This window comes from Streptomyces sp. NPDC053427 (assembly GCF_044544985.1).
Taxonomy (GTDB): Bacteria; Actinomycetota; Actinomycetes; order Streptomycetales; family Streptomycetaceae; genus Streptomyces.
Genome location: NZ_JBITYA010000003.1, coordinates 81,430 through 100,934, shown reverse-complemented (window position 1 = coordinate 100,934; position 19,505 = coordinate 81,430). Strand labels below are relative to the sequence as shown.

General features: G+C 71.2%; 19 protein-coding genes. 8 read left to right on the top strand and 11 right to left on the bottom strand.

From position 1 onward, the window contains the following. Positions 1–52: 52 nt before the first annotated feature. Positions 53–958: a class A beta-lactamase gene (gene bla / locus ACIGWZ_RS08410; protein ID WP_400063230.1), complete on the bottom strand. Its 906-nt coding sequence runs from the start codon at positions 956–958 to the stop codon at positions 53–55. 171 nt (positions 959–1,129) lie between these two features. On the opposite strand from bla, the gene ACIGWZ_RS08405 reads away from it, so the two are divergent. From ACIGWZ_RS08405 to ACIGWZ_RS08395, 3 genes are all read left to right on the top strand, one after another. After that, on the top strand, positions 1,130–2,134 hold the full coding sequence (locus ACIGWZ_RS08405) for a LysR family transcriptional regulator (protein ID WP_400062148.1): 1,005 nt from the start codon (positions 1,130–1,132) through the stop codon (positions 2,132–2,134). A gap of 5 nt (positions 2,135–2,139) precedes the next feature. Further along, positions 2,140–3,075 carry a serine hydrolase gene (locus ACIGWZ_RS08400; RefSeq protein ID WP_400062146.1) on the top strand — a complete coding sequence of 312 codons (936 nt, stop codon included), beginning with the start codon at positions 2,140–2,142 and terminating at the stop codon, positions 3,073–3,075. A 180-nt stretch (positions 3,076–3,255) separates the two neighbouring features. Continuing rightward, complete coding sequence (locus ACIGWZ_RS08395) at positions 3,256–3,492, top strand: hypothetical protein (RefSeq protein WP_400062144.1); 237 nt, start codon at positions 3,256–3,258, stop codon at positions 3,490–3,492. A gap of 52 nt (positions 3,493–3,544) precedes the next feature. Here the strand turns inward: ACIGWZ_RS08395 and ACIGWZ_RS08390 are convergent, their stop codons facing one another. From ACIGWZ_RS08390 to ACIGWZ_RS08345, 10 genes are all read right to left on the bottom strand, one after another. Further along, a complete protein-coding gene (locus tag ACIGWZ_RS08390) occupies positions 3,545–4,726 on the bottom strand; it encodes an agmatine/peptidylarginine deiminase (RefSeq protein ID WP_400062142.1) in 1,182 nt (393 codons plus the stop codon). A 28-nt stretch (positions 4,727–4,754) separates the two neighbouring features. Beyond that, positions 4,755–5,552 (bottom strand): ABC transporter ATP-binding protein, encoded by a 798-nt coding sequence (locus tag ACIGWZ_RS08385; RefSeq protein ID WP_400062140.1) that lies wholly within the window; start codon positions 5,550–5,552, stop codon positions 4,755–4,757. Beyond that, entirely contained in the window at positions 5,545–6,615 is a 1,071-nt protein-coding gene (locus ACIGWZ_RS08380) for an ABC transporter ATP-binding protein (protein WP_400062138.1), read from the bottom strand. Before ACIGWZ_RS08380 ends, ACIGWZ_RS08385 begins: the two co-directional genes overlap by 8 nt. After that, positions 6,612–7,466 (bottom strand): ABC transporter permease, encoded by an 855-nt coding sequence (locus ACIGWZ_RS08375; RefSeq protein WP_400062136.1) that lies wholly within the window; start codon positions 7,464–7,466, stop codon positions 6,612–6,614. The genes ACIGWZ_RS08380 and ACIGWZ_RS08375 overlap by 4 nt, the downstream gene beginning before the upstream one ends. Further along, positions 7,463–8,422 (bottom strand): ABC transporter permease, encoded by a 960-nt coding sequence (locus tag ACIGWZ_RS08370; RefSeq protein ID WP_400062134.1) that lies wholly within the window; start codon positions 8,420–8,422, stop codon positions 7,463–7,465. Before ACIGWZ_RS08370 ends, ACIGWZ_RS08375 begins: the two co-directional genes overlap by 4 nt. Next, a complete protein-coding gene (locus tag ACIGWZ_RS08365) occupies positions 8,419–10,068 on the bottom strand; it encodes an ABC transporter substrate-binding protein (protein ID WP_400062132.1) in 1,650 nt (549 codons plus the stop codon). The genes ACIGWZ_RS08370 and ACIGWZ_RS08365 overlap by 4 nt, the downstream gene beginning before the upstream one ends. An 80-nt stretch (positions 10,069–10,148) precedes the next feature. After that, positions 10,149–11,159 (bottom strand): agmatine/peptidylarginine deiminase, encoded by a 1,011-nt coding sequence (locus tag ACIGWZ_RS08360; protein ID WP_400062130.1) that lies wholly within the window; start codon positions 11,157–11,159, stop codon positions 10,149–10,151. 139 nt (positions 11,160–11,298) lie between these two features. Next, positions 11,299–13,008, bottom strand: coding sequence for an urease subunit alpha (locus ACIGWZ_RS08355; RefSeq protein ID WP_400062129.1), 1,710 nt, complete (start codon positions 13,006–13,008; stop codon positions 11,299–11,301). After that, a complete protein-coding gene (gene ureA / locus ACIGWZ_RS08350; protein ID WP_400062127.1) occupies positions 13,005–13,718 on the bottom strand; it encodes an urease subunit gamma in 714 nt (237 codons plus the stop codon). The genes ACIGWZ_RS08355 and ureA overlap by 4 nt, the downstream gene beginning before the upstream one ends. 215 nt (positions 13,719–13,933) lie before the next feature. Continuing rightward, positions 13,934–15,475 (bottom strand): serine/threonine-protein kinase, encoded by a 1,542-nt coding sequence (locus tag ACIGWZ_RS08345; protein ID WP_400062125.1) that lies wholly within the window; start codon positions 15,473–15,475, stop codon positions 13,934–13,936. 211 nt (positions 15,476–15,686) lie between these two features. Between ACIGWZ_RS08345 and ACIGWZ_RS08340 the strand changes: the two genes are divergently transcribed. The 5 genes from ACIGWZ_RS08340 (at position 15,687) to ACIGWZ_RS08320 (ending at position 19,500) form a co-directional block, all read left to right on the top strand. Next, positions 15,687–16,244: a TetR/AcrR family transcriptional regulator gene (locus ACIGWZ_RS08340; RefSeq protein ID WP_400062123.1), complete on the top strand. Its 558-nt coding sequence runs from the start codon at positions 15,687–15,689 to the stop codon at positions 16,242–16,244. Positions 16,245–16,306: 62 nt separating this feature from the next. After that, complete coding sequence (locus tag ACIGWZ_RS08335) at positions 16,307–16,891, top strand: TetR/AcrR family transcriptional regulator (RefSeq protein WP_400062121.1); 585 nt, start codon at positions 16,307–16,309, stop codon at positions 16,889–16,891. Between the two features lie 220 nt (positions 16,892–17,111). Then, complete coding sequence (locus tag ACIGWZ_RS08330) at positions 17,112–17,867, top strand: agmatine/peptidylarginine deiminase (protein WP_400062120.1); 756 nt, start codon at positions 17,112–17,114, stop codon at positions 17,865–17,867. Between the two features lie 46 nt (positions 17,868–17,913). Continuing rightward, positions 17,914–18,207: an agmatine deiminase family protein gene (locus ACIGWZ_RS08325; RefSeq protein WP_400063228.1), complete on the top strand. Its 294-nt coding sequence runs from the start codon at positions 17,914–17,916 to the stop codon at positions 18,205–18,207. A gap of 147 nt (positions 18,208–18,354) precedes the next feature. After that, positions 18,355–19,500: an agmatine deiminase family protein gene (locus tag ACIGWZ_RS08320; protein ID WP_400062118.1), complete on the top strand. Its 1,146-nt coding sequence runs from the start codon at positions 18,355–18,357 to the stop codon at positions 19,498–19,500. Positions 19,501–19,505 lie beyond the last annotated feature (5 nt).

Below are 19,505 nucleotides of genomic sequence, written 5' to 3'. Positions count from 1 at the left end.
GGTGCGGGCAGCGGACGTCATCCGCTGACCACCTCGGGGAAATCAAGGGAGTTCATTCACCGGGTGCCAGGGTGCGGGCGAGCACGCGAGCCGTTTCGGCGATCAGTGCGTTGTCCACGGCCGCGTGCTGTGCGGGCTTGGACGACAGTACGACCAGGACGATCGGCGCCTTCCGGGTCGTCCAGGCGACGCCGACGTCGTTGGCGCTGGCGTAGTCGCCGGTACCGGTCTTGTCCGCGACGATCCAGTCGTCCGGCAGCCCGGCACGGAACCGTTCGCCGCTGGTGGTGTTGCCCTTCAGCCAGGTGATGAGGTGCCGTCGGCCCGCGTCGTCCAGAGCCCGGCCCAGCGTCAGCCGCTGCAGGCTGCGGCCCATGGCCTGGGGTGTGGTCGTATCACGCGGGTCGCCGGGGACAGCGGCGTTCAAGTCGGGCTCCCAGCGGTCGAGTCGGCTCACCGGGTCGCCGAGCGACCGGAAGAAGTCGGTGAGGCCGCCGGGGCCGCCGATCCCCCGCAGCAGCAGGTTGCCCGCCGTGTTGTCGCTGTACTGGATCGCGGCCGCGCACAGCTCGCCCACCGTCATGCCGGTGTCGATGTGCTGTGCGGTGATCGGCGAGTTGGGCAGGATGTCCCGGGCCGGGTAGTGGATCACCTTGTCCAGCGGCGCACAGCGCCCGCGGTCGCGCAGGACCGCCGCGGCGGCGAACGCCTTGAACGTCGAGCACATCGCGAACCGCTCCTGTGCCCGGTGGGCCACGGTCCGGCCGCTGCGGACGTTGTGGGCGAACACGCCGAGGCGCGCGCCGTAGCGCCTCTCCAGGTCACGCAGGGCGGCCTCGGCGCCGCGCGGTCCCGGAGCATCGACGCCGCGCGCCCCGGGGATTGCGGCCGAGGCGGCCGGGGTCGCAACGGCCGGTACGAGCAGGGCGGTCGACAGGGCGAGGCCGGCCTTGAACATGCCGCGCCGCGGCAGAGGGGTGGCACTGGTCATGGGTGCACGTCTCCCAGAGGGTTCGGTTCGTCGTCGTGTCTGTCGCGGGCCCTCGACCAGGACAGCGAAACAGCTGGAGGCCACCCATGTCCAAGAGTCATCATTGAAGGTGCCATAACTAATTGATATGAATGCCGGATGGATCTGCTCGCGCACCTCGAGGCGTTCGTCGCGACCGTCGACGAGGCGAGCTTCTCGCGTGCGGCCGACCGGCTCGGCATCGCCCAGCCGCTGCTGAGCCGCCGCATCAAGACCCTGGAGGAGCACTACGGCGGGCTGCTGTTCGACCGCTCGCGGCGCCAGGTCACGACCACCGGGTTCGGCGTCCTGCTGCTGCCGTACGCCCAGGACGTACTGGACCGGGCAGAGCGGCTGCGGCAGATCGCCGAGTCGGCCCACCGGTCGGCGGTACGGGCCGTGGCGGTGCCGGCGGACTGCGCTCCCGCCGCGCTGGCGCGCATCATCCGCGCCGGCGCCGAGCACGGCACCCCGCTCGGCGTGCGCGAACTACCGCCGGGTGAACGGGAGTTGGGCCTCGCCGACGGCTCCCTGACCTATACGTTGCTGCGCGTCGCCCCCGAGCACGCCGCGCTCCGCGTCCCCCTCGGCCTGGCCTCCGCGCCGCCCTCGGACACGCCGGACGACGCACCCGCCACCCCTACCGAGGCCCGGCTTCGCCCCCGCCCCCGCGCGGTCCACCTGGAGGACCTCAGACCCCGTCGCGGCCGCGGCGCCTCGGGCGCGCTGCCGATCCTCACCACGCGGGAGGACCAGGTCCCCCACGCTCAGGACCGGCTGAGTCGGGCGGCCGCCCGCTCCGGGCTGCCGGAAGGCCTCATCCGCCCGGCCGAAGCGAGCGCGGGCGGGCTCGCCGAGATGCTCGCCGGCCGGGTGACAATGCTGTGCTCCGAGCCGTTCGCGCGGCGGAACGGGGCGAGTTGGGCTCCGCTCGCCGACGCCTCGCTGCACCGGGGATACGACCCCGGGGCGACACGACGCCGACCAAACACGGCGCATGTGCCGGACTGGCTGGCCGCCCTGTTGGCGTCCGCCGTCGGTGCCACGGCGACCGCGGCGCCGAGCGCCGCACCGTCCCGGGCCGCGGACCACGACGCCCCGCTGCACCTGGCGGCCCACGGATGAGCCCGATGAGCCCGGCCCCCGCGAACCGGCCGACCTACAACGCGGCCGACGGCGCCCTCCTCGACGTCGCCGAGACCATCGCCGCCGACTGGGCGGCCCTGGGCGTGCGCGGCGCGTTCCTCGCCCGCAACCTCGACACCGCCGAGCAGCTCGGCTTCGACATCGACCACGCGGTACCGCTCGCCTCGGTGGTCAAAGTCCCGCTGGCCCTGGTCGCCCTGGACCGGATCGCGAACGGGGCACTCGACGCGGCACACCCCGTAACCCTCGACCCGACCACCAGCAGCGTCGGCCCCACCGGACTGGCTGCCTTCCGCCACCCGGCCACGGTCGCCGTCGGCGACCTCATCTACCTGATGCTCTCGGTGAGCGACAACGCCAGCGGCGACGCGCTGTTCGGCCTCGTCCCCGTAGCGGAGGTCGACGCGCGTCTGCACGCCTGGGGCTGCGCCGGCATACGGGTACGGCACCGGCTCGACCACATGTACCGCTGCGCCGCCGGCGCCGCAGGGAACGACTTCTTGCTCGCCCAGGAGCTGGCCATCCGGGACGACGACACCGGACGGCACACCATCGAGACGCTCGACCCGGCACACGCCAACACCGGCACCGCCACCGCGCTCGTCGACCTGCTGCAGCGGGTGTGGCGCGACGACATCGCCCACCCCGCCGCGACCGCCGAACTCCGCCGGCTGATGGGCCTGCAGGTCTTCACCCACCGCCTGGCCGGCGAACTGCGTGCCGACACCCTCCGGGTGAGCGGCAAGACCGGGACCTTCCTCCACCTACGGCACGAGATCGGTGTGGTGGAGGCCGAATCCGGCGACCGGGTGGCCATCGCCGCGCTCACCCGCTCCGACCGCCGCGCCAACCTCGCTCCGGACATCGACCTCGCCATCGGCACCGCCGCCCGGCATGCCTTCGAGGCCCTGCGGCAGTGAATTCCACCGCGGCGGCACACGCCCAGTGCACCGAGAACGTCGCGCCTCTCCACTCCTTCCTCGTCCTCGGATGCTCGCGCGTCCTTGGATGCTCGCTCGTCCACCGACGGCGTCTTCGGAACACCTTGGGTCAAGGACGCCTAGGAGTTCTCTTACGAGGAGGCACCGAACTCCTTCGACATGGGCTACCTGTCCGCTGACCCGGCCGAGATCCGCGCTGCACTGGAGGACCAGTACAGCGGCACGCACCTCACTACCGGTATCGGTGAGCACGTGCTGCCGCCGCTACTGGCTCCCTTGGCCCAGCCTGAGGACGACGAACTCTTCCTCGACGTGCCTGCCGTGTTCCCCGCGCCCGGGGTGCCCGTCTCGATAGACAGCCATGACTACCTGGAACACGGCTGGACCGACCTCTGACGGGCTGGTCGGTTCCCGACCGGGTCCAACCGGGAGAACAGCGCCTCGGCCTTCACACAGCGCGGGGCTGCTGCTGGGTCACGCAGTGGATGCCGCCGCCGCCCGCGCCCAGGCTGTCGATGTCGAGCTGCTCGACGGCCCTGCCCGGGAACAGCTTCTGGAGGGTCTCCTTGGCCGCGGCGTCGGCGCGGGTGTCGCCGAACTGGGCCGATATCACCGCGCCGTTGCACACGTAGTAGTTGGCGTACGCGGCCACGAACTTGGGGTCGCGCGAGCGGATGAGGTGGTAGTCGGGGCCCTGAAGCTTGGCGACCTTGACGGGGTTGCCCTGGGCGTCGGTGGCTGTGGAGAGGATCCGGTACTGCTGTCGCGCGTCTTTCGACCAGGGGTCGGTATCGGTGGCGAGCGGCATCTGGACGAGGCCGTCGGCGGCGGCCAGGAACCTGGAGGTGGCGTCGACGTGGTCGTCGGTGATGTCGCGGCCGGTCACGCCGTTGAACCAGATCACCTTGGCGGCCCCGAAGGCTCGGCACATGGCCGTTTCGAGCTGATTCTGTGTCAGGTCGGGGTTGCGGTTGGGGTTGATCAGGCTGCTCCTGGTCGCCATGAGCGTGCCGTTGCCATCCGTCTCCACCGCGCCGCCCTCGCCCACGAAGCCGGCGGCGGTGAAGGGGATTCCGAGTTCGGCCGCGATCCGCTCGGCGACCAGGGCGTCCTTCGCGTGGGCCTGCTTGTCGCCCCAGCCGTTGAAGTTCAGGCCGACGGTGTCCAGGCCCCCGGCCCCGTCGGTACGGAAGACCGGTCCGCTGTCCCGCATCCAGCAGTCGTCGACCGGGATCGAGCCGAGCACGGTCACGTCCGGCCCGCAGGACTTCCGGGCCTGCGCGACACTGGCGGAGTTGGCGCACAGGGTGACGGGTTCGTACGTCGCGATCGTCCTCGCGATCAGGGCGATGTTCTCCTGAACCCCGGCCAGCTTCCGGCCCCAGATGGCGCTGCTGTCGGGCCAGGCCATCCAGGTCCGGGTGTGCGGCACGGTGTCGACCGGCACGGCGAAAGCCGTCTCGCCGGCCGGGGCCGGAGTGGCGGCGCGGGCCGTGCCGCCACCGGTCGCCCTCGCCGTCGCCGTCGCCGCCCAGGCAGCACCGGCTGCCGCGAGTCCCGTGGCGGCCAGGAAGCTTCTCCTGCCCAGGAGGCGGCCGGACGGGCCCTGCGGGGCAGTGTGGTTCTTCATCTCTGATCTCCGATCGTTGGGGCCGGCTCTACAGGGCCCGGCGTGCCGCGGCGATGGCCCGTGGATCCCAGCCGATATGCGGGACGGACTCCAACAGCAGCCGGGTATAGGGGTGTTGAGGCTCGGTGAGTACCTGGGCGGTGCCGCCCGACTCGACGATCCGCCCTTGACGCATGACGATCACGTCGTCCGTGACGCACCGCACCACGCCGAGGTCATGAGTGATGAACAGATAGCCGATGCCGGTCTCTTCGCGGATGTCGGCCAGCAGATTGAGGATCTGGGCCTGCACCGATACGTCCAGAGCGGCGACGGCCTCGTCGAGGACGAGGACGGCCGGTTCCACCGCGAGTGCCCGGGCGATGGCGACCCGCTGGCGCTGGCCGCCGGAGAGCTGCCGGGGCAGTGCGCCTGCCGCCCGGGTGCCGAGCCCGACCTGGTCGAGGAGTTCGGCGAGGCGGCGGCTGTGGTCCGCCTCGGGAAAGTGGAGCCGCAGCGTCTCCCGCAGTGCCGTATCGACGCTCACCCTCGGATCGAGGGAGAGATACGGGTCCTGGAAGACCATCTGGACCTCGCGGGCCCGCGCCAGCCGGGCGGCCCGTCCACGGGCCCGGCCCGTCCGCTCCCGGCCGCGCACGACGACCTGGCCGGCGTCCGCGCGCTCCAGACCCACGACGATCCGGGCGGTGGTCGTCTTGCCCGAGCCGGACTCGCCGACGATGCCGAGCGAACCGCCCGCGGCGAGCGTGAACGCTACGTCGTCCACGGCGTGGACGCTGCCGTAGGAGCGGCACACTCCGGTGACGTGCAGAACGGCGTCAGTCATGGACGGCGATCCCTTCGAGCCGGTCGCTGTGGTGGCAGGCGACGCGATGCGTGTGCCCGCCCTGTGGCGCGTCGCCGACGGGGCGCACGACGGGTGCCTGCTCCCGGCAGACATCGGTTGCGTACACACATCGCGGCGCGAAGGGACAGCCGGTCAACTCCTGGCGGGGATCGGGTGGTTGGCCGTCAATGGCAGCCAGTCGACCCCGCGGTACCGCAAGCCGGGGAGTCGCCGCGAGCAGGGCTGCCGTGTACGGGTGCCGAGGACGGGCGAACAGCGCGGCGGCGCGCCCGGTCTCGACGATCCGGCCGGCGTACATGACGTACACCCGGTCGCTGATGGTCGCGGCGAGGCCGAGGTCGTGGGTGACGAAGAGCAGCCCGGTGCCGAAGCGTTCGCGCAGGTCGCCGAGGAGCGCGACGACCTCGGCCTGGGTGGTGACGTCGAGGGCGGTGGTGGCTTCATCGGCGAGGAGCAGGGCGGGTTCACCCATCAACGCGGCCGCGATCATGACGCGTTGGAGCATCCCGCCCGACAACTGGCCCGGGTGGCGGCGCAGCGCGGCGGGGGTGAGGCCGACCGCCACGAGCATCTCCGCGGCGCGCCGCTCTGCCTCCTGCGTGCGCATTCCGGTGGTGCAGCGCAGGCTCTCGGTGAGGAAGTCGCCGATCCGGCGGAGCGGGTTGATGGCGGCGCGCGGGTCCTGGAAGATCATGGCCGCCGTGCCGGTCCGCAGGGCGCGCAGCCGCGAGGGCGTCATGGTGAGGACGTCCTCGCCCGCGACCCGGACCGTGCCCTCGGCGGTGGCACCGGGCGGCAGCAGCCGCAGGACGCTGCGCGAGGTGAGGGTCTTGCCGGAGCCGGATTCGCCGACCAGGGCGACGGTCTCACCGGCGTCGACGGTGAGATCGACGCCGTCGAGCACGGGCCGGGCGGTGCCCGGCAGCCGCAGTCCCAGCCCTCGGATGTCGAGGAGGGCGGGGGTACCGGGGTGGTCGGAGGAATCGGGGTGGTCGGGGGCGCCGTGGGAGTCGCGAGCGCCGTGGCCGTTGTCCGTGTTCATCGGTCCCTCCTGGCGACCTGGTCGGCCCAGCGCTCGCCGACGACGTTGAACGCGACGACGGTCAGCACGATCGCGGCGCACGGCAGGATCGCCGACAGGGGGTAGCCCTGCTGGATGGCGATCTGGCCGTCGAAGACCATCCGGCCCCAGTCGGGGGTCAGCGCGGGGACGCCGAGGCCGAGGAACGACAGACCCGCCAGGTCGATCAGGGCATAGCCGAAGTTGATGGTGGACTGGGCGAGGACGACGGGGGCGATGTTGGGCAGGACGTGCCGCAGGCAGACCTGTGCCGCCGAGTGGCCCTGCACCAGGTAGGCACTCACGTACGAGCGTTCGCGTTCGGCGAGCACCAGGGAGCGGGTGAGTCTGCTGACGTACGGAAGGTAGGCGACGGCGAGCGCGATGACCGGGGCGCTGAGCCCTTCGCCGTACACGGTGACGATCAGGATCGCCAGCAGCATCCCGGGGAATGCGAAGACCAGCTCGGTGCCGCGGGACAGCACGGAGTCGAGCCAGCCGCCGCGCCAGGCGGCGGCGACACCGATGGCGACGCCGGCCAGGGTGGAGAAGGCGACGACGCCGAGCGGGCCGAGCAGGGAGGTCCGGGCGCCGATGACCAGGCGGGAGAGGGTGTCGCGGCCGGAGGCGTCGACGCCGAAGGGGTGGGCGGCGGACGGTCCGGCGAGGGCGTTGCCGAGGTCGGCGGTGTTGGGGGCGTCGGGGGCGAGCCAGGGGGCGAGCAGCGCCGTCATGACGACAACGGCGACGATGCCGAGGCAGAGCAGGTACAGCGGGGCGCGGGCGGTTCGGAGCCGGGCGAGGCCGGGCCGGCGCAGCACGGCGACGGTCATGCGGGAGACCTCCCCGGTCCGGTGGCGATGCGCGGGTCGACCAGCGGGTGGATCAGGTCGACGACCAGGTTCACCGCCATGAACAGGGCGACCATGGTCAAGGAGATGGCCTGCACGGTGGGGAAGTCCTTGGTGGTGATGGACAGTTCGAGGAGCTGGCCGATGCCGCCGACGCCGAACGCGGACTCCACCAGGACGGTGCACACGAGGAGGGTGGAGACGATCAGTCCGCCGGTGGTGAGCACGGTGCCGAGCGCGTTGCGGAACACATGGCGGCCGATGACCTTGCGCTTCGGCACGCCTCGGCTGAGGGCCACCGTGACGTGCTCCTGTCCCAGGACGTCGAGCATGGCGCCGCGTGTGACGCGGGCCAGCATGCCGATCAGGTAGAGGGCGAGGGCCACGGCGGGCAGCGTCAGGTGCCAGACCAGCTGCCCGAGGCCGACGCCGGTCCCGCCGGCGGGAAACCAGTGCAGCCGCACCGCGAACAGGCCCTGGAGCATGACGGCGGCGACGAAGGAGGGCGTGCCGACGGCGAGGGTGGTGGTGACCAGGACCGTGGCGTCGACGGCGCCGCCGCGGACCGCCCCGAGCCGGCCGAGGGCCAGGCCCGCGATCAGCACGAGCACCAGCGCCATGGCGACCAGGAGCAGGGTGCTGGGCAGCCGGTCGGCCAGGAGCCGGGACACGTCGGTGCGATAGGTGATCGAGCGGCCGAAGTCGCCGTGCAGCAGCCCGTCGAGCCAGCGGAAGTACCGTACGGCGAGGGGGTCGTCCAGGTGGTACTGCTCGTTGATCGCCCGCAGGGCGTCCGGGGAGGCGGACCGTCCCGAGAGCAGGAAGCTCGCGGGGCTGCCGGGCGCCAGATACATCGCGCCGAAGATCACGAACGAGGCGCCGAGCAGGGTGGCGGCCATCTCGGCCAGGCGTCGTACGACGAATCCCAGGTAGCTCACGACGCGGCCCCGATGTCGGCGGCCCACGGGTAGTAGAGGTAGGAGATGGTGGTGGGCGCGCCGGTGATCCGCTTGTTGAGGAACACGGCGGTGGGCCATTCGGCGACCGGGATCCACAGGACCTGCTCGGCAGCCTTCCGCTGGAGCTTGGCCTCCGTGGCCAGCCGCTCGGCCGGGTCATAGGCGGCGCGGGCCCGCTTGACCAGGTCGTCGTAGGAGCGGTCGCGGTAGCCGGCGAAGTTCTGGTACGCGCCGGTCTGGAAGTTGCTGAGGAGGTCCAGCGGGTCGGTGATGGAGTTGTAGTACGTCTCCGGGAACATGTCGATGCCCTCGCGCGCTTTGGGGTCGGTGAACAGCGCGCTGAAGGCATTGGGGGCGATGGTCTTCAGCCGGACATCGAGCCCGATCCGGCTGCCGGCCGACTGGACGGCGGTGGCCAGCAGCGACACGTCCTGGCCGATCGAGCTGGTCGCGATGGTCACCGTCCTGCCGGTGGCCCCGGCCTCCTTGATGAGCTTCCTTGCCGCCGCCAGATTCCGCTCGGTGGACGGGAGTCCGCGGAAGGCGGCGCGTCTGACGGCCTTGGGGGCAGCGGCCCAGGCCGCCTTGGCGGTGAGGGAGGTGGTGACGGTCCCGACACCGCTCAGGCCGGTCTTGACGAAGCCCCGGCGGTCCAGCGCCAGGGCCAGCGCGCGCCGGACCCGGACGTCGCCGAGTGGTCCGCGCATGTTGGTGACATTGACGTTGACGGTGCTGAGCCCCTCGCCGAAGGAGAGGGTGCCGACGCCGCTGGAGCGCAGGGCGGCGTAGCTCTCGGTGGGGATGAGGTAGCCGCCGTCCACCTCTCCGCTGAGCATGGCCTTGGTCCGTGCGTTGGAGTCGGTGAGGAAGCGGAACACCGCTTTCGCCGACTTGGCCTTGGTGCCCCAGTAGCCGTCGAAGCGCCGCAGCTCGATCGACTGGCCCTTGTCCCACTTCCCGAGCCGGTACGGGCCGGTGCAGCCGAGGTCGCCGGAGGTGCCGTAGTCCTTGCCGGCCGCCCGCACCCCGGCCCGGCTCGCCACCACGCCGGCGGCGGTCGCCATGTACTGGGGGAACTGCGAGTCGGGCCGCTTGAGTTTCACGGTGATCTGCAGTGGTCCGGTCTTGCTGAGCGAGGCGACGTTCTGGAAGACCTGCGCCCATGCCGCCCCGTTGTCGGGGTCCATCTGGCGACGGAGGCTGAAGAGGGCGTCGTCGGCGGTCAGCACTCCCCCGTTGTGGAAGCGCACGCCGGGCCGCAGGTCGTAGACCCAGGTCCGTGGGTCAGGGTTGGTGGCCTTCTTGGCCAGGCCCGGAGCCAGGGTCAGCCGTGGCGTCCACCGCATCAGGCTCTCGCAGGCATTGGCGAGGATCATGTTCTGCGGGTAGTCGAAGGCGGAGATGTAGTCGAGCGTGAGGGGCTCCGCGTACAGCGCCCATGTGAACGAGTCGATCTTTCCCTTGGCCGCGGGTGTGTGCGCGGACAGGCGGAAGTCCGATCCGGCGGCGCCGGTGCTCGGCGGCCCCGAGCAGGCGGACATCAGGAGGACGGCGGACAGGGCCGCGGCCACAAGGGCCGGCCGGTCGGGTCTGCGCTTTGGTGGCCGGGGCGGTGCGGTGCGCATCGAGGGGTTCCTCTCCGTACGTACGCGGCGGGGCGAGGCGGGGCAGAGGCGCGGGGAGCCGTGGCGGGGCGAGGTGGGATTCAGGCGCGGGGAGCCGTGGCGGGGACCTGCTGGGTGATGCAGTGGACCCCGCCGCCGCCGTGGGCGATCACTCGGGCGGGCACGCCGACCACCTTGCGTTCGGGACAGGCCCGGGCGATGACGGCCAGGGCCTGCGCGTCCTGCGGCCGGTCGGCGACCGGGACGACCACCCCGCCGTTGGCCAGGTAGAAGTTGAGGTAGCCGACCTCGACCGATGCGCCGTCGACCTCGACGAACGCGCTCTGCGGAAGGTCGATGATCTCCAGCGTGCGGCCCTGGGCATCGGGGGTGGCCTCAAGGACCGCTCGGTTGGCGCGCATCCGGGCGTGGTCGGGATGCCGGGGGTCGTCGGGAAGCTGTACGACGACCTTGCCCGGGGCGACGAAGGCGCAGACACCGTCCACATGGCCGTCGGTCTCGGTGTCCAGAAGGCCGCCGTACGGAAGCCAGATGACCTTCGTGACGCCGAGCCGGGCCATCAGCTCGGCCTCGATCTCCGCCCTGCTCATCCCTGGGTTGCGGTTGGGGTGGAGCAGGCACTGCTCGGTGGTGATCAGCGTGCCCTCACCGTCCACGGTGATCGCCCCGCCTTCCAGGATCATCTCGGAGCGGACGGTCCGGTCGCCGAGCCGCTCCACCAGCAGGGCGCCGACCCGGTCGTCGGCGTCGTACGGATGGTGCTTGCCGCCCCAGGCGTTGAAGCGGAAGTCCACGCCGGCGCGCCGGCCGTCGGGGCCGAGCACGAAGATCGGCCCGGAATCGCGGAACCACGAGTCGTCCAGGGGCAGTTCGATCACCTCGATGCCCGCTCCGCACAGTTCGCGAGCCTCCTCGGCGTGGCCGGGCGGCGCGACCATGGTCACCGGCTCGAACCCGGCGATGGCGCGGGCCACCGCGGCGTACTCCTGCTTGGCCGTTCCCAGGACGGCGCCCCACAGGTCGGGCCGCGTGGGCCAGGCCATCAGGCAGCGCTCGTGCTCGGTCCATTCGGCGGGCATACGGAAGCTCATGGCAACTCTCTCTTCTCGGGGTCTGTCCGGGCTTCGTCTCGGGATACGTCTCGCGGTTCATCCCGGCCCGGTGGGGTGCGACTCAGTGGGGTGTGGCTCAGTGGGTGTGACTCAGTGGGTGTGACTCAGTGGGTGTGACTCAAAGGAAGTACAGGCGGCTGAGCGGGACTTCCTGGGCCGGATCCGAGTGGATCGGTGTCCCGTCCAGCGTGACCAGCCCGCTGTCCGCGTCGACCTGCACCTCCCCCAGGCGCGCGTTGTGCACCAGGTCGGCCGGGCCGATGCCGCGGGTGCCGCGGACGGCGACCCGTCGGCGCCGGGTGGCCAGCGCGTCGTACGGTCTGCCGAAGGAGCCGGACTCGGTGGCCGCCCGGCTGACGAACGCCACCGACAGATCGGCCGCGGTCGCGCCGTGGGCGCCGAACAGCGGCCCGAGGACCAGCGGTTCGCAACGGTCGTTGGCGGCGTTCGGGTCGCCGGTGACGCCGTAGGCGGGGAAGCCGGACTTGAGCACCAGCTGCGGCTTGGCGCCGAAGTACTGCGGCGACCAGAGGACGATGTCGGCCATCTTGCCGACCTCGATGGACCCGATCTCGTGCGAGAGGCCGTGGGCGATCGCGGGGTTGATGGTGAGCTTGGCGATGTAGCGCAACACTCGCGCGTTGTCGTCGTACGGGCCGTCGCCCTCCATCGGGCCGAGCTCGGCCTTCATCTTCCCGGCCATCGCGAGGGTCCGGCGCACGGTCTCGCCGGCGCGCCCCATGCCCTGCGCGTCCGAGGAGGTGATGCCGATCGCGCCGAGATCGTGCAGCACGTCCTCCGCGCCCATCGTCCCGGCCCGGATCCGGTCGCGGGCCAGCGCCGCGTCGCCCGGCAGGTCGGTCTTGAGGTCGTGGACGGACACGATCATGCCGTAGTGCTCGGCGACCGCGTCCCGCCCGAAGGGCAGGGTCGGATTGGTGGACGAGCCGATGACGTTCGGCACCCCCGCCATCTTCAGCACGTTGGGGACGTGTCCGCCGCCGCAGCCCTCGATATGGAAGGCGTGGATGGTGCGGCCGTCCAGGACCTTGAGCGTGTCCTCGACCGACAGGCACTCGTTCAGACCGTCGCTGTGCAGCGCGACCTGGACATCGTGCTCCTCGGCGACGCGCAGCGCGGTGTCCAGGGCGCGGGCGTGCGCGCCCATGTCCTCGTGGACCTTGAAGCCCAGGGCGCCGCCCTCGGCCAGCGCCTCGACCAGCGGGGCCGGATCGGAGGACGAACCACGCGCCAGGAAGCCGATGTTGACCGGCCAGGCGTCGAAGGAGTTGAAGGCGTGGCGCAGCGCCCACGGCGAGTTGACGCCCACGCCCCACACCGGCCCGAACTCCTGCCCGATGATCGTCGTCACGCCGGAGGCCAGCGAGGCTTCCATGATCCGCGGCGACATCAGGTGGACGTGGGTGTCGACGGCACCGGCGGTGGCGATCATGCCCTCGCCGGAGACGATGGACGTGCCCGTACCGACGACGACATCGACACCGTCCATCGTGTCCGGGTTGCCCGCGCGCCCGATCCCGCTGATCCTCCCCTCGCGGATGCCGATCGAGGTCTTGCGGATCCCCTGTGCCGCGTCGATCACCAGCACATTGCTGATCACGATGTCGCAGGTGTCACGGACGGCGGCGGCCTTCAGGTGCAGGCCGTCCCGCGCGGTCTTGCCGAATCCGGCCAGGAATTCGTCCCCGGGGGCCTGTGAGTCGGACTCGACCCGTACGACGAGCCCGGTGTCGCCAAGGCGCACCCGGTCGCCGGCCCGCGGGCCGTGCACGGCGGCGTACTCCTGCGGATCGATCGTGGTGCTCACGGCGCGTCCTCCTGCTGGTCCTCGTCCGTTCCGGCCCCGGCGTAGCCGCACGCGGCCGCCCGGCGCAGTGCCTCCCGCTTCGCGCCCGGCGCGTCCAGCGGTCCGTCGACCAGCCCGGCGAAGCCGATCGCGACGCGGCCACCGCCGATGGGTACGAGTCCGACCTCGCGGGCCGTCCCCGGATCGAACCGGGTGGACGAACCGGCCGGCACGGCCAGTCGCATCCCGTACGCGGCGGCCCGGTCGAACTCCAGGCGCGGGTTGCTTTCGAAGAAGTGGAAGTGCGAGGTGACGCTGACCGGTACCGAGGCGGTGTTGCGGACCGTCAGCGTCCGGACCGGCTCGGGTCCGGCCGGCGCCCCGGCCCCGGGCAGCACCGCACCCGGTGCGTGCGCGCCGAGGCCGCCGCCACCGAAGGGATCGCTGACCACGGCCAGCCTGGTCCCGTCGGCGAACACCGCCTCGACATGGATCTCGGTGACGACATCGGGCACGCCGGGCAGTACGTCCCCGGGCCCGAGCGCCTTACGCCCGGCGGCTACGGCCTCGGCGAGGCGGGCGCCGTCCCGGGCCGCCTCGCACACCGTGTCGGCGATCAGGGCGGTCGCCTCGGGCACGTTCAGCTGGCGCCCGCGTGCGCGCCGCGCCCGGGCCAGTTCGGCGGCGCCGAACAGCAGCAGACGGTCTCGTTCGGTCGGAGTCAGCTGCATGGCCACGACTCCGGGAAACCGTCCGGAGCGGGCGCGGGGTGCGGAGTGTCGATGCGCATGAGAGCACGTCGCTTTCTGTGGCACGTCGGTCGGTCGGCGGCCGGTAGGGGTCGGTAGGCGGTGCGAGGATTCCGAACATTCCATTGACTGAAAATTCAGTCAATGGAATGGGCGGAAGAATGTTCAGGATCAGTCGATCCGGCGGCGGGACGGGGTCAGTCGATCTTGCGGTAGTGGCTGAGGGAGACCGTGACCGACCCGCTCCCGGGCACGGCTTCGACGAGCCATACGACCGCGATGTCCCGGCCGTTCCCGCTGCGTACGCAGAAGGGGTGCCGGCCGTCGAGGTCGCTGAACTTCAGCGTCGTCACCGGCTCGCTGTCGATTCCCTTGTCGCAGGCGGCGGGGGTGAGGCTGTCGCCGGAGCCGATGTAGGCATCGCTGTCCTCGGGGAACTCGAATGCGGTGGCCGTGCGCGCCAGGTACCAGTCGGCGGTGGACTCGGGGGCCACCTTGCCGTTCCGCAGGTCGAATTCGTAGGTCGGATCCGGGGAGGTCAGCTCGGTGTCGGCGTACATCCGGCGGTATGCGGCGCTCGACGAGGCGCTCCCCCGTTCGGGCCCGGCGGAGGAGGCCGCCTTGTCGTGGGCGGGGCCGAGAAAGGAGTAGGCCGCCGCGCAACCGGCCAGGACCGCGAAGATCGCGATCGGTACGAGCCGGCGCCTGCGCCTCCTGCCTCCTTGCGGCGCGGGTGGGGCGGGAGTCGGTGGGCCGGGCTGGGGGCGAGGATCCGGGACGGCCGTCACGGTGGGCTGCGCGTGCGGCCGGCGGGAGGTCTCGGGCGGTTCGCCGCGGCCGGCTATCTCCGTACGGATCGCGGTCGGCAGCCAGCCGTCGGCGAACCGCAGATCCTCGCCCACGGCCGGGTGGCGGCGTACGGCCTCGATCAGGGCGCCGGTGGCGGGCCGTTCCTCAGGGTTCTTCGCGAGGCACCACCACAGCAGTTCGCGCAGCTCGGCCGGTACGTGGGTGAGGTCGGGCGGCTCATGGACCACTCGGTACAGGGCGACGGACTCGGGGCAGTTGCCGAAGGGCGGCATACCTCCGGCGGCGTGCACGGCCAGCGCGCCGAGCGCGAAGACATCGGTGGCGGGCGTCGCGGCCCGGCCGACGGCCTGCTCGGGCGCCATGAATGCGGGTGTACCGATCCGCAGGCCGGCGCTGGTGAGCGCGACGGCGTCGGCCGCGCGGGCGATGCCGAAGTCGATCACTCGGGGACCATCGGCGGCGAGCAGGACATTGGCAGGCTTGAGATCGCGGTGGACCACCCCGGCTCCGTGGATCGCCTGGAGCGCTTCCGCGATGCCCGCCATGAGCAGCAGCACGGTCCGCACCGGCAGCGGGCCGTGCCGGTCGACCACGTCGTGCACCGTGGGGCCGGGCACATAGGCGGTGGCCAGCCACGGCGTCGCGGCATCCACACCGGAGCCGATGACCTGGGCCGTGTAGAGCCCGTGGATGCGCTGGGCACTGGCCACCTCGTGCGCGAACCGGTCCCGGAACTCGGCGTCGCCGGCGAGTTCCGGCCGTACCGCCTTCAGGGCCACAGGTCGGCCACCGGGCGTGTACGCCAGATAGACGCGCCCCATGCCGCCCGAGCCGAGCCGGGCGCGCAGCCGGTAGCCGCCGATCTCGCGCGGATCGTCGGCGGACAGGGCCGCGAAGGCGGGCGGCGTACCGGGAGGGTCGGAGGTCATGCGGTGGCTCTTTCAGAGGAAGGCGGACAAGGGGCCGCGGGGCGCGGCTCTCGTGACGGCATCGGATCCAGAGGGGTGCCGAAGTGGTCGAGGGAAGGACGACTGCCCCGCATCATGACCCCTGACTGAATTTTCAGTCAACCCTTGGGACGGGACGCGACGAAGGAGCCGGTTAGGGTAGGGAACCGTGGGTGACCGGAGAACAGGGATCATGGAGGCAGCCGCGCGGGTGATCGCCCGGCGCGGAGTGCGCGGGCTGCGCGTCGAGGAGCTGGCGGCGGAAGCCGACGTGTCCGTCGCGCTGATCTACTACCACTTCAAGGACCGGGCCGGGATCCTGCGCCGGACCCTGGAGTTCATCAGCGACCGCGCGGAGCGCTACACCACCGAACACGACCCGGACGCCGCGCCCCTGAGCCCGCGTCAGAAACTGGAACGGAACCTGCTGCTGGAGTTTCAGGACGAGGCGGTCGTCCGGGAGAACAGCACCGCATGGGGCGAGCTGCGCGCCAGCGCCGTCTTCGACCCCGACCTGCGGGAAGACCTGGCCAAGGCCACGCTGATCTGGGTGCAGGAGATCGCCGATCTGCTCGGCCGGGTGCAGCCCATGGCCACCGCCACCGGCCTCGCCCTCTCCGCCGAACGGCTGACCGCGCTGGTGGAAGGGCTCAGCACGCGCTGGCTCAGCGGCATCCTGCCCCTGAAGCACGCCCGCGAGCTGATGCTGGACGCCATCGACATGGAACTGGAGCGGCTGGCGCGCCGGTAGCGTCGCGCCCCTCCGGCTGCCGCGCGGCGGACCTACCGCGTCCCAGTGGTTACTGTACGTACGTGAGTACCCGACGCGCCAAGCTGCTGGAAGCCACCTGTCGAGTGATAGCCCGACGGGGCGTCCGAGGGCTACGGGTGGAGGACGTCGCCGCCGAGGCGGGCGTCTCCAAGACCCTGATCTACTACCACTTCCGTGACCGCGCGGGCCTGATCACCAGCGCGCTGGAGTACGTCAACGACCGCGCCGAGGGCTATGCGTGCATCGCGGACGATGACGACTCCCCCGTTCATGAGCTGCTGGTTCGGCTGCTGGCCGCGGAGTTCCAGGACGACGAGGCCGTACGGGAGAACTCCGCCGTGTGGGGCGAGATGCGCGCGGCGGCGACCTTCGACGAGGGGCTGCGGCCGATCCTGGCGTCGCTCACCGAGCGCTGGCTCGTCGACCTGGCCGAATTGATCGAGGACGGCCAGGGCGACGGGGCCGTCCCCGCGTCGATCGACTCGCGCGCCGCCGCGGTCCGGCTGACCTCCCTGGTGGAAGGGCTGAGCGGGCGCTGGCTGGCCGGCCTGCTCACCACCGCCGAAGCGAGGGCGCATGTGGCCGCTGCCGTGGAGCGCGAGCTGCTCCCGGACGCGAAGGGCTGAGTTCCAGGGTTTCCAGGGTTCCCGAAAGGCGGCACGGCGCACCCTCATGGTTTGACTGAATTTCCAGTCAGTGTCACAGTGGAGGTACGGCGATGCCGGGCCCGCTGTCTTTTCCCCGTCCTGGGTGCCCGTCCGCCGGCGGCCTCTCCTGCTCCCCCGGCCCTTGCCTCCGAGAGTCAACGTCCCCTCGGCACACCGCACTTGATGTGGAGATCCCCCCATGAACGACCTCCCCACAGGCAGGCGTCTGCTCGACGCCCTCTTCGGGGCGAGCCCCTCGCAAGGGCCCGCGACCGCCCGTGCCGGCGGCTCCCGGTGGCGCGTGCCCGCGGACGATGTGCCGCACGCACGGACGTGGATGTCCTGGCCGTCGCGGAAATCCATCTGGGGGCGTCAGCTGTCCGGCGTTCAGCAGGACATCGCCCTCATTGCCCGTACGGTCGCCGCCTACGAGCCCGTCATCATGTGCGCGCCGGACGAAACCACCGCCGCGGACGCGAGGGCCGCCTGCGGGCGGAACGTCACCGTCCTCAGCTCGATTCCCACCGACGACCTCTGGATGCGCGACACCTGCGCCGTCTTCCGGCGCGACGGCCGGGGAAACCTCGCTGCCGTCGCCCTCAATTTCAATGGCTGGGGCGGTAAGCAGACACATCGCGATGACGCCGAGGTGGCCTGGTACGTCGCCGAATTCAATGGGCTCGCCATCCATGAGGCGGATTTCGTCGGAGAAGGCGGATCGGTCGAGACCGACGGCGACGGCACGGTGATGGCCACCGAAAGCAGCCTGGTCAACAAGAACCGCAACCGCGGAATGAGCCGGGCCGAGATCGAAGAGGCCGTCCTCGACGCGTACGGTGCCGAGAAAATGATCTGGGTTCCGGGGGTCCGCGGGCAGGACATCACCGACAACCACATCGACGTCACGTCCCGCTTCATCAGGCCCGGCGTCGTCATGGTGCAGCTCCCCCCCTGACGACCGGAGTGACGTCTGGGCCGAGGACGCGCGGGAACAGTTCGCGATCCTGTCCGCCGCGACCGACGCGAAGGGGCGACGCCTTCGCGTGATCCGGGTGGACGGCCCGGACACCGTGCGCTCACGGGACTCGGCCTTTGTCGATTCCTATCTCAACTTTCATCTCGTCAACGGCGGCGTCATCACCGCGCAGTTCGGTGACAAGGCGAAGGACGACGCCGCCCGCCGTGCCCTGTCCGAAGCCTTTCCGGGACGCGAGGTGGTCCAGCTGAATGTCGACCGTCTCATGGGAGGCGGCGGTGGAATTCACTGCTCCACCATGCACGAACCGTTGCCGTGAGCCGACCCGCACGCACGTGCCGGAAAGGACCGGCGCCGTCGGATGGTTTTCGTTCCCATTCGTTCCAGCGGCCGAGATTCGGGGTTCGCTCTCCCTGCAATCAGGCCCATAACCCGAATTCCGGAGTCTTCTGTGCCGCACCCCTCCATGTCCCGTCGCAGCGCGCTGCGTACCTTCGCCGGCATCGGCGCACTCGCCCTGGGAACCGCCGCCTGCGGTCCGGCCGACGACGTGACCTCCCCCTCTTCCTCGGGCTCCGCCGCGGGCGGGAAGACGTCGGGCCGCACGTTCGGCGCCGAGTGGGAGAGCCACGCCCGTACCTTCATGTCCTGGCCCGCCCTGGAGTCGGTCTGGTACGAGGAGCTGCCCGCCGTACGACAGGACATCGCGCGCGTGGCACGGGCCGTCGCCGAGTACGAGCCCGTGGTACTGATGGCCAGGCCCGCCCAGCAGGCCGCCGCTCAGCGGGCCTGCGGCTCCCAGGTCGAGGTGATCCCCCTCGAAGTGGACGACCTGTGGGCGCGCGACACCGTCCCGGTGTTCGTGAAGGCGCCCGATGACCGGCTCCTGGGCGTCGACTTCCACTTCAACGGCTGGGGCAACAAGCAGCAGCACCGCAACGACGCCCAGGTCGGCCGCACCCTGCTGGCGAAGTACGACATCGAGCGCGCACAGGCCCCGCTGGTCGGCGAAGGCGGCTCCTTCGAGACCGATGGCGAGGGAACCCTGCTGGTCACCGAGAGCTCGGTGGTCAACAAGAACCGCAATCCCGGCAAGAGCCGCGACACGATCGAGGACGAACTCAAGAGCAGCCTGGGTGTCGAGAAGGTGCTCTGGCTGGCCGGAGTGCGGGGCCAGGACATCACCGACGCGCACGTCGACAGCCTCGTCCGGTTCACCGCGCCGGGCGTCGTCCTCGTGGACCGGGCATTCCCCGGCAGCCCGCCGGACGTATGGTCGCGCGCGGCGGACCAGGCCAGGAAGGTGCTCAAGGACGCGACGGACGCCCGCGGCAAGCGCCTGGAAGTCATCGACCTGCCCCAGCCCGACCTCGACAAGATCACCGGACGCGGCGACGATTTCGTCTCCACCTACGCGAACTTCTACGTCGCCAACGACGCGGTGTTCATGCCCCGCTTCGGCGACGCCAAGGCCGACGACCGCGCGAAGGGCATCCTGCAGGAACACTTCCCCCGGCGCGACATCGTGCCCGTGCAGATCGACACCATCGCTTCCGGCGGAGGCGGCATCCACTGCTCCACCCACGACCAACCCGGCAAGCCCACCGGATAACCACG

Excerpts from the sequence above, each read along its gene's own strand:
- ACIGWZ_RS08330 (WP_400062120.1), top strand. The coding sequence starts at position 17,112 with ATGAACGACCTCCCCACAGGCAGGCGTCTGCTCGACGCCCTCTTCGGG.
- ACIGWZ_RS08400 (WP_400062146.1), top strand. The coding sequence starts at position 2,140 with ATGAGCCCGGCCCCCGCGAACCGGCCGACCTACAACGCGGCCGACGGC.
- ACIGWZ_RS08385 (WP_400062140.1), bottom strand. The coding sequence starts at position 5,552 with ATGACTGACGCCGTTCTGCACGTCACCGGAGTGTGCCGCTCCTACGGC.
- ACIGWZ_RS08395 (WP_400062144.1), top strand. The coding sequence starts at position 3,256 with ATGGGCTACCTGTCCGCTGACCCGGCCGAGATCCGCGCTGCACTGGAG.
- ACIGWZ_RS08405 (WP_400062148.1), top strand. The coding sequence starts at position 1,130 with ATGGATCTGCTCGCGCACCTCGAGGCGTTCGTCGCGACCGTCGACGAG.
- ACIGWZ_RS08345 (WP_400062125.1), bottom strand. The coding sequence starts at position 15,475 with ATGACCTCCGACCCTCCCGGTACGCCGCCCGCCTTCGCGGCCCTGTCC.
- ACIGWZ_RS08340 (WP_400062123.1), top strand. The coding sequence starts at position 15,687 with ATGGAGGCAGCCGCGCGGGTGATCGCCCGGCGCGGAGTGCGCGGGCTG.
- ureA (WP_400062127.1), bottom strand. The coding sequence starts at position 13,718 with ATGCAGCTGACTCCGACCGAACGAGACCGTCTGCTGCTGTTCGGCGCC.
- ACIGWZ_RS08390 (WP_400062142.1), bottom strand. The coding sequence starts at position 4,726 with ATGAAGAACCACACTGCCCCGCAGGGCCCGTCCGGCCGCCTCCTGGGC.
- ACIGWZ_RS08360 (WP_400062130.1), bottom strand. The coding sequence starts at position 11,159 with ATGAGCTTCCGTATGCCCGCCGAATGGACCGAGCACGAGCGCTGCCTG.
- bla (WP_400063230.1), bottom strand. The coding sequence starts at position 958 with ATGTTCAAGGCCGGCCTCGCCCTGTCGACCGCCCTGCTCGTACCGGCC.
- ACIGWZ_RS08320 (WP_400062118.1), top strand. The coding sequence starts at position 18,355 with ATGTCCCGTCGCAGCGCGCTGCGTACCTTCGCCGGCATCGGCGCACTC.
- ACIGWZ_RS08380 (WP_400062138.1), bottom strand. The coding sequence starts at position 6,615 with ATGAACACGGACAACGGCCACGGCGCTCGCGACTCCCACGGCGCCCCC.
- ACIGWZ_RS08365 (WP_400062132.1), bottom strand. The coding sequence starts at position 10,068 with ATGCGCACCGCACCGCCCCGGCCACCAAAGCGCAGACCCGACCGGCCG.
- ACIGWZ_RS08375 (WP_400062136.1), bottom strand. The coding sequence starts at position 7,466 with ATGACCGTCGCCGTGCTGCGCCGGCCCGGCCTCGCCCGGCTCCGAACC.